The sequence below is a fragment of the Kitasatospora sp. NPDC057198 genome, from assembly GCF_042670125.1.
GTDB lineage: Bacteria > Actinomycetota > Actinomycetes > Streptomycetales > Streptomycetaceae > Kitasatospora.
On sequence record NZ_JBHUWH010000334.1, the window covers coordinates 1 to 8,890 of the forward strand.

General features: G+C 74.5%; 7 protein-coding genes. 1 reads left to right on the plus strand and 6 read right to left on the minus strand.

The window, feature by feature from the left end:
* Positions 1-3,648 (minus strand): tetratricopeptide repeat protein (locus ACFUEL_RS28905; RefSeq protein ID WP_380239711.1); only part of this gene is annotated, 3,648 nt, incomplete at its 3' end.
* Between the two features lie 313 nt (positions 3,649-3,961).
* On the minus strand, positions 3,962-5,050 hold the full coding sequence (locus ACFUEL_RS28910; protein ID WP_380239712.1) for a hypothetical protein: 1,089 nt from the start codon (positions 5,048-5,050) through the stop codon (positions 3,962-3,964).
* A 138-nt stretch (positions 5,051-5,188) separates the two neighbouring features.
* Here ACFUEL_RS28910 and ACFUEL_RS28915 point away from each other — a divergent pair, with 138 nt between their 5' ends.
* Complete coding sequence (locus tag ACFUEL_RS28915; protein ID WP_380239713.1) at positions 5,189-5,410, plus strand: DUF397 domain-containing protein; 222 nt, start codon at positions 5,189-5,191, stop codon at positions 5,408-5,410.
* A gap of 101 nt (positions 5,411-5,511) precedes the next feature.
* On the opposite strand, the gene ACFUEL_RS28920 is transcribed toward ACFUEL_RS28915, so the two are convergent.
* The 4 genes from ACFUEL_RS28920 to ACFUEL_RS28935 form a co-directional block, all read right to left on the minus strand.
* Positions 5,512-6,429: a hypothetical protein gene (locus ACFUEL_RS28920; RefSeq protein ID WP_380239714.1), complete on the minus strand. Its 918-nt coding sequence runs from the start codon at positions 6,427-6,429 to the stop codon at positions 5,512-5,514.
* A 96-nt stretch (positions 6,430-6,525) separates the two neighbouring features.
* Positions 6,526-7,092 carry a Uma2 family endonuclease gene (locus ACFUEL_RS28925; protein ID WP_380239715.1) on the minus strand — a complete coding sequence of 189 codons (567 nt, stop codon included), beginning with the start codon at positions 7,090-7,092 and terminating at the stop codon, positions 6,526-6,528.
* A 47-nt stretch (positions 7,093-7,139) separates the two neighbouring features.
* The gene (locus ACFUEL_RS28930) at positions 7,140-8,051 is read right to left on the minus strand and encodes a S41 family peptidase (RefSeq protein WP_380239717.1); all 912 of its coding nucleotides are present in this window, start codon (positions 8,049-8,051) and stop codon (positions 7,140-7,142) included.
* A gap of 68 nt (positions 8,052-8,119) precedes the next feature.
* Positions 8,120-8,890, minus strand: a 771-nt coding sequence (locus tag ACFUEL_RS28935; RefSeq protein ID WP_380239718.1) for a hypothetical protein, incomplete at its 5' end; no start/stop codon positions are given.

An 8,890-nucleotide genomic window follows, 5' to 3' on the forward strand; every position in this document is an offset into this window, starting at 1 on the left:
GATCCGCTGGTACTCGGGGAGTTCGACTTCGCGGCGGATGCGCAGTGCTTCGTCGACCTCTCCGCGCCGTTGGAGGATGTCTGCGATCTGTCCCCAGGTGACTGCGGTGGAGTGGGTGTCGCCGATCCGCTGGTACTCGGGGAGTTCGACTTCGCGGCGGATGCGCAGTGCTTCGTCGACCTCTCCGCGCTGCTGGAGGATGTCCGCGATTTTCCCCCAGGTGAACGCGGCTTCGCGGGTGTCGCCGATCCGCTCGAAGGCCGGGAGTTGGACTTCGCGGCGGATGCGCAGTGCTTCGTCGACCTCTCCGCGCCGTTGGAGGATGTCCGCGATCTGTCCCCAGGTGACCGCGACGGAGCGGGTGTCGCCGATCCGCTGGTACTCGGGGAGTTCGACTTCGCGGCGGATGCGCAGTGCTTCGTCGATCTGTCCGCGCCGTTGGAGGATGTCTGCGATCTGTCCCCAGGTGACTGCGGTGGAGTGGGTGTCGCCGATCCGCTCGAAGGCCGGGAGTTGGACTTTGTGGTGGATGCGCAGTGCTTCGTCGATCTGTCCGCGCTGCTGGAGGATGTCTGCGATCCGTCCCCAGGTGGCCGCGGTGGAGTGGGTGTCGCCGATCCGCTGGTACTCGGGGAGTTCGACTTCGTGGTGGATGCGCAGTGCTTCGTCGATCTGTCCGCGCCGTTGGAGGATGTCTGCGATCTGTCCCCAGGTGACCGCGACGGAGTGGGTGTCGCCGATCCGCTGGTACTCGGGGAGTTGGACTTCGTGGTGGATGCGCAGTGCTTCGTCGACCTCTCCGCGCCGCTGGAGGATGTCTGCGATCTGTCCCCAGGTGACCGCGACGGAGCGGGTGTCGCCGAGGTCGGTGAACAGTTGCTGGGCCTGGTGGAGCAGAGTCTCGGCCTGCCCGGTTTCGCCGCGGGTGAGCAGGCGGTTGGCGTGGTCGTAGAGAACGGCCGCATGGTCCGCCGGGTCGGTGTGCTGTTGGTTGCTCTGGATCTGCTGTACGGCGCGGTGCAAGAGGGTGTCGGCACGGCTGCCGTCGCCGCCGGTGACGGCCGCGTCGGCGACAGCTCGCAGGAGGGTGAGGGGGGCCGGGTGCTGGTGGCGGTCGAGGAGGGCGATCGCCTGGTGGCCGAGTTCGGCGGCGTCGGAGGCCGGACCCTGGCGCAGGGCCCATACGGCCGCGGTGGCGCAGTCGGCTGTGACGGCGGGATCGTCGGCGTCCAGGGCGAGGCGGGTCAGTTGCAGGTCCAGGTCGTCGTCACGTTCGGGACGGGGCGCGGATCCGCCCCAGCGGGTGTGGAGGGGGCTGACGGCCAGGGCGGCCAGGGCGGTGCGTTCCTCGGGGCTGAGGGGGGTCAGGCGTCCGGCGGCCAGGGCGTTGACGGCCACGGCGGGGGCGTCCCGCCGGTAGCCGTCGGGGAAGGCGTCCAGGAGGCCGAGGCCGAGCAGGCGGGTCGCCGATCCGCCGACCGCTTCGGCGAGGGCGTCGACGACGGGGCGCGGGACGGGGAGGGTGAACAGGGTGCAGGCGCGCAGCAGGTCGCGGTGGGCGGGGCCGGCCTGCTGGAGCAGGGTGTCCAGGGCCAGCTTCTCCAGGAAGGCGGCCAGTTCGGGATCGCCGGCCGGGTCGCCCTGGCTCAGGTAGGACTCCATCGCGGTGACGGCGGCCTCGGCGCGGGCCAGGTCGACCTGCTCGCCGTAGACCAGGCGCAGCCCGATCAGGTCCTGCAGCCCGGGATTGCCGCGGCTGACCTCCACGGCCCGTCGGGCCAGTTCGGTCCGCCGGGCCAGTTCGGCGTCCGGGACCCGGTTCTCGGTCGCGGCCAGGTCCTGCTGGCGGCGGCGGAGCTTGTGCCGGGCGGCGGGGGAGAGCGGTTGGAGCTGGACCGCCTCCAGGCGGTTCTCCAGGCCGTCGAGGGTGAAGGTGTAGCGGCTGGTGAGCAGCAGCCGGCTGTCGGTGGTGGCCGGGTCGAACGCGGAGATGACGTCGGCGAGCACCTCGGCGTGGGCGTCGTCGAGCCGGTGCGGGCCGTCGGGGTCGGCGGTCAGGATGCGTTCGAGGTCGTCGATGATCAGCAGGAGGGGCCTTCGGGCGCCCTCCGCCTGGGCGCACGGCCCGGCCAGCAGGTCGACCAGGAGCGCCCTGAAGCGGTCCGGGTGCTCGCGGACGTCGGCGCGCCTGCTCCTGAGCAGGTCGCGGGCGTCGGGAACCGGTTCGACGGCCCGCTCGACGGCGTCGAGGACCGCCGCCCGGCTGTAGTCGCCGAACACGACGGCGACGGCCCGGTCGGGGAGCCGGTCGGCGATCCGGGCGGCCAGGCTCGACTTGCCCATCCGGCCCTGCCCGTGGAGCAGCACGCCGCCCTTCGGCCGGCCGCGCAGCGCCCGCAGCGCCCGTTGCAGTTCCGTACGCCGGCCGACGAACATCTCCGCGGCCGCGACCGGCACGTCGTGCTTGCTGCCCAGGAACGCGGTGGTCGCGTGGTGCGCGGGCGCCATCCGGCGCTTGACGGTTCCCGCGACCAGCGGGCCGCCGCCCGCGGGCCCCAGCCACAGCCGTGCCAGGTGCCAGTCGGCGCGCACGTGCTCGTCGGGGCACTGCAGCAGCCGGCGGCGGGCGGCGGACACCGCCACCGCCACCCCGACCCGGCGGCTGAGCTGGGAGTAGAGGTGTTCGGCGAAGAGGGTGGCGGCCCGGTCGCTGACCGAGCCGTCCCAGCCGATGACCGCCGGGATCCCGGCGGCCACCAGCTTCGTGGCCAGCGAGTGCGCCACCGCCGCACCCGGCCCGGCGGCCGGGGCGCCGCGGCGGCGTCCGGCGCCCCCGGGGAGGTGCCCGGCCACGTCCGCGCCGGTGGCCGTCAGGCAGGCCGACACGAACGCCAGCCGGGGCGGGGGCGTCAGCAGGCCCACCAACTCCTCCGCGCTGGTCGGACGCCCCTCGCCCAGGTCGTCCTCCAGCAGCAGGACCGGTGTGGGAGGAGCACCGGGGCCCTCGCGCCAGTTGTGCAGCCCGTGGCACGACAGGTGGACCACCGGCATCCCGCCCAGTTCCGACAGTCGCAGGCCCAGGCGCTCGGGGTTGCCCGAGTCCTCGACGACCAGGTCCAGGCCCGTCTCCCCGACGGCCCGCAGGATCGCCAACTCCTCCGCCTCGTAGTCGAGTTCGTTCTGTCCTCGGGGGGACGAGGCCATGAACGCGACCCCGAGCCGCCGGTCGTCCGGGGGATCCGCCGGGCCCGGGCGGCCGAGCCGGCGCACCACCGCGAACTGCTCGGGCTCCTCGGCGAGGAACCCGCCCCCGGGAGCGGCCAGCAGCTCGAACGGCGCCCGCAGCAGGGCCCACTCCGCGGCCGACGGCCTCCTCGGCGCCCGGACCTCGAACAGCAGCGGCGGCACGGCCTCGTCCAGCAAGCGCGTCAGCCGGCGGCGGTCCCCGTCCAGCCACCCGTACAGCTCCCGCCCCAGCGCGAGCAGTACCTCCCGCCGGGAGCCGCCGCGCACCGCGTCCACGTACCGGCTCGCGAGCGCGGTCAGCCAGGCGACGTCGGAGTCCTGCAACGGCCTGCGCGTGCCGAGCCCCTCCCCGCCGACGACCAGCTCGAACCCGCCGTCCTCCAGCACCAGCCCAGTGATCATCCTGCCCCCAGACGCCGCACCCGGCCCGCACCGGGACCACACCCCCCGTGCATACTGCCACTCGGGTGGGCGAGTTGGGCGCCGGACGAGGTTTCCGCCGGACGGACCGGGCCTCGGAAACGGCGTGAGGAAGCTCCTGTCCCGGCCGGGCTCGTGCCCTGTCCGCAAGGGGGCGGCCCACGGCCGCCGGGCAGCTCGCCCGGTCCGGTCCGGCCCGGACAGTGGTGGCGGCGTACGTTGCGGACCTCCCGGCCCGAACTCTGCTGTTCGGTAAGGAAGTTCGGTGGAGTTCGGCGTCGGCACCGGCAGGACGTCAGTTCCGCCCGGCCTTGAGGGCCGCGAGGCCGCGGGCGAGGTCGAAGGCGGTGGCGGGGTCGCGTTCGTCCGTCCACGGCTCGGCGCCGCACCAGGGGCCGATGCGGCGGAACTGCTTCAGGGCGGTGTCGTAGCGCCGGGCCTTGACCAGGTGGTGGGCCAGCAGGTGCCGGAGGGCGGGCAGGTTCCAGTCGTCCTCCGGCACCTGGTCCAGTGACCGGGCGACCGTTTCCAGCAGGGCCGTGGCCTCCGGCGAGGACGGGAGGGCCGAGCGGCCGGGGCGCCGGGCGAGTTCGTGCAGCGCGTGCAGGTACACCCCGGCGAGCGGGCTGCCGGCCGGGGCCTCCCGCACGGCGCGTTCGGCGAACGCCAGCATCAGCCGGTCCGTACCGGCCCACTTCGCGCACCAGTACTCCAGGGCCTGGCAGTGGCCCCCGTAGTGGTGCGGGGCCCGGGTGACGAGTTCCTCCCAGAGCGGGGTGAACTCGTCGTACTCGTAACGGAGTCCGCGGGCGGCGGTGACCATGACCACCCACGCCCCGGGGTCCTCGGGCGCGAGCGGGGCGGCCGTCCGCGCGGCCTCCACCGCGGCGTTCAACCCGACCATGAACCGGGCCATCTGCCCGGCCGGGACGTCGCGCGCGTAGTCGCTGCCGCGGACCGCCCACGCGCGGTGCAGGAGCAGCTGGGCGCGGAGGGTGGCGGCGGTGCCGTCCTCCGGCCGGTCCCGGAGCCAGGCGTCCAGCCAGGCGCCGTCCTCGCCCGCGAGCCGGAGCAGGACCTCCTGCCGGGACCAGCGTTCGTCCCAGTCCTTCCCGGCGGCCTCGACGAAGGCCGCCGCCGCCCGCCAGTCGCCCTTCCGCACGTCGCGCACGACCGCCCGGAACTCCTCCGAGCGGGCAGCGGACGGGGGCGGTCCGGCGTGGTGCACGTCGAGCTGTTCGCGGGGCGGCAGCCCGTGGGCGGCCGGGTCGAACCGCGGACGGATCCAGAGCACCAGAGCGGACCGCCGCAGCCGGGAGCCGAGCCGGAAGCGGTAGGCGAACGGGACCGCGAGGCCCAGGGCGATCAACAGGAGGGGTTTCACAGCGGAGATCATCCTGGGGACCGTCGCAGCTGACAACGGTCGCCCCGGCGGGAGTCGAGGATCGGGCCCGCCCGGCGCCGGGGAGGAACTAGCATCGGCGGCGGACAGGAGCCCTCGGCAGCCCTCGGGAGGAACACCATGGACCGTGACCACGACCTGAGCGGCGCGGAGTTCCGCAGCTCCAGCCACAGCGCCAACGGCGGCCAGTGCATCCAGCCGGCGACGAACCTGCACGTGGCCCGGGGCATCGTGCCGGTGCGTGACTCGAAGGACCGGCACGGTCCGGTGCTGGTCTTCCCGGCGCGGGCCTGGGCGGCCTTCTGCGCCGCGACCGCCGCCGGCGAGTTCGGCGAGATCTGACGGCGGGGAGCCGTTCGAAGCCCTTCCGGGGGCCGCCCGCCGCAGCCCCGGCCGTTGACCGTTGACCGGCGGGCGGAGGGGCAGGCGGGCTCCGGCGGGGCTCAGGCTTCGAATCGGACCCAGCTGTCGCCGGCCCGGAGCCACAGGACGCCGTCGCGGCCCTGGGCACAGCGCAGCACCACCGGGCCCGGGACGCGCAGCTGCTGCCGGGAGGTGAGCGTCCAGGTGCCGTCGGCGAGTTCAGCGCGGCTCAGTTCGACGGCGGGGCGGTTGTGGACGCGTCGGGTGAGGACCATCCGGGAGCCTCGGACGGCGATGCCGTCGGTGTCCCGCACCGGGTTGCGGTAGCTGGTGACGTCGCCGGTGGCCGGGTCGACCCGGGACAGGAACGGCCCCCGGTGGCTGTACCAGGCGAGCCAGGCCGCCGACCCCTCGGTGGCGGCCGCGCTCCCGCCCAGCGGCCACACGGGCAGCCGCCCGTCGGGGCTCCAGGTGCGGGCGCCGTCGGTGTCCCAGCGGGCCAGGCCGGGGATGCTCTCCGGGTGGCCCCCATAGATGCCCTCGTCGCCGTACGCGGCCCAGACGCCGCCGTCGCGGTCGGCGAGGAGGTAGTCGATGTCGTCGCCGAGGCAGCAGCCGCCCACCGGGTGCCCCTCGGCGGAGTACACGACCGCGTTCCGCTCCCAACTCCCGTGCCGGTCACGGCTGGTGCGGCCCGACGCGAGCAGGAAGCGCGAGCCCGGCAGCAGCACCAGGTGGCCGGTGTGCGGGGGGATGCCGGCGACGGGGACGCGGCGCTCGGTGCCGCCCGAGACCACGACCAGTACGCCGTCGCACGGGGCCGCCACGCTCCAGCCGGGCCACCCCTTGACGTACGGGTAGTGGCGCAGGTGCCGCTTCCGGACCAGCACCACCGCGAGCTCGCCGCCCGGCCCGACGCTCCACCACAGGGCCCGCCACCCGGCTCGGGCCTCCCGGCGGGACAGGCTCCACACGACCGGCGATCGACCAGGCGTCATCGGCGTTCACCACTTCGGACTCCGGGGCCCGACGGCACCCGAAGAGACGGAACACTACCGGGCGGCCCCCCGACAGCCCGCCCGGCCCCGGCCCGGTCAGACCGCCCCGAGGTCGACCTCGACGGCGAAGGGCACGGCGGCCTTCACCACGCCGGTGAACAGCTCGCCGTCCCGGTAGGCCCGGACGGCGGGATCGAGGACGTGGGTGTGGACGATCGGGACGCCGGTGGCCGCCTGCTCGACCCGCCAGTAGAAGGGGATGCCGGCCTTGGCGTACTGGTCCACCTTGACGATCCGGTCCGTGGTCTCCGAGCCCGGCGACACGATCTCGACGACCAGGAGCACGTGCTCGGGACGGGTGGGGGCGAGGTCGATGGTCTTCGCCTCGTAGACGATGACGTCCGGGCGCCGGTTGGTGAGCGGAACGTCCTGCAGGCGGACGTCGAAGTCCGTGTCGGCGTTCCAGCCGGGGCCCGCGGCGGTGTCCAGGGCGTTGGCCAGGACGCGGGCCAGCCGGTTGTGCCGCTTGGAGGCGCTCGGGCGCACGACGACCATGCCGTCCACGACCTCGAGGCCGGCGCACTGCTCCCCGGACCAGGAGTCGTACTGCTCCGCGCCGATCTGCGAACGCATCCACGCGGGCACCACCGCCCCGGCGGTCATGGCGTACCTCCTTCGAGGGGCCCCGGCGGTCCACCGCCGCGCCCAGCCTACTGTTCCGGGGCGGCCGGCTGCGCGGTCCGGGCCAGGGCGTCCCGGTGGGCGACCTCGAGGGCCTGTTCGGCGGGGACGGCGATGTCGGGGGCGACCCCGACGCCCTCCCAGTTGGTGCCGGTGGCGATGACGACGCCCCGGGCGCTGGGGACCCGGACCGAGATGTGCGCGTCCAACTGGTAGGAGCCGGTGGGGTGGGCGCCGCCGCGGGTGGTTTCGCCGACCACCAGGGCGCGGCGGTGCGCCTGCAGGGTGTAGGCGAAGTCCTCGCCGCCGGAGAAGGTGCGGGCACTGGTGAGCACGTACACCGGGCGGTCGAGGTAGCGCGGAGCGGGCAGGTGCGCCAGGGTCCAGTACTGGCGGGTGGTGTCGCTCTCGCGGTCGTAGATGTCCTTGAGGTGGGTCTGGTCGTCGGGGAAGAAGTAGCTGCACCAGGTGTTGCAGCCCTCGGGCGAGCCGCCGAGGCACTCGCGCAGGTCGAGGACGAGCGCGCTCGTCCCGGCTACCAGTTCCATGGCCGCGCCGATCACCCGGGCGCCCTCGGCGGCGTCGGCGATCCGCCGGACGTCGAGGTAGCCGACGTTGCCGTCGAGGTGCTGGAAGCCCCGGACGCCCTGGTTGAAGGTCCGCATCCGGGCGAGGAAGGCGGCCTGGCCCTTGTCCGGGTCCTCCGGGAGCACGGGCTGCGGCTCGTCGTCCCAGCGCAGTGCCAGGTGCTGGTCCGGGCAGACCTCCAGCAGGTGCGCGGTCACCGCCCCGCAGAGCGCCGGGCCGTCCAGGGCGTCGTACTCTCCGGCGGCCAGCCGCTTCCGGATCGCCCGGTCGATCTCCGCGGCGCGTTCGGGGAAGACGTATCCGGCCGTTATCCGGTCCAGGGCCAGGGCGACGGTCTCTGCGTTGGTGGGCATGGACGAGGAGGATAGCTCCCGCGCGCCCGAACCTTCTCGTCCGCTTCCGACCGGCGACCGGCGGGCTCTCACTGCATGACGTCGAGGTGCGGGTGGTCGAACGAGGCCGGGCAGACGTAGACCTGGAGGGTGTAGCCCCGGCCGATCGACACCATCGGCGGGTTGTCGGGGCTGCCCGCCCCGGCCGGGCCGGACGGCTGCGCGCGGTCCTCCAGCGGGGTCCAGCTGTCGTCGCCCCGCTCTGCCGAGTCGACGGTGAGCAGCGGCCGGTACGGGGCCGCGCAGGTCGGGCAGCGCATCGGCCAGGGGTCGCGGAAGCTCCACGGGCCCCAGCCGCCGACCTTCCAGCCGGGGGCGACCGAGAGTTCGGACTGGTAGCGGGCGTCGTCGCCGGAGCTCTCCTCCCCCCAGGCGCGCAGGCGCCCGGCGAGCTCCTCCGGGAGTTCGAGCCGGGCCGGGTACTCGGTGACGGCCTCGGGGTGCAGGACGCAGGGCTCGGGGACGTAGTCGCCGAACGGGTCGACGTCCGCGGGCTCCGGCGGGTCGGTGAGCAACTCGCCGACGTCCGCGGCGTTCCGCCAGAACAGGCGGGTCGCGGGGACCGCCTCGTCGCCGTGGTCGAGGGGGCACCACAGCACCTGCAGCAGGTCCGTCCCGGCCGGGCCGGTGAGCCCCGGGACGTCGCGCAGGTGGAGCTGGGCGACCGGCAGCAGGGCGTTCGGCCCGGGGTGCGGCGGGTGCCCGGCCGTCAACTCGCCCAGGTGGGCCCGCTGTTCGGGGCTGAGCAGGTCCTCGTGCGGCTCGCGGGGCCGGAGCCGGGCGGCGGCGAGCAGCGCCCG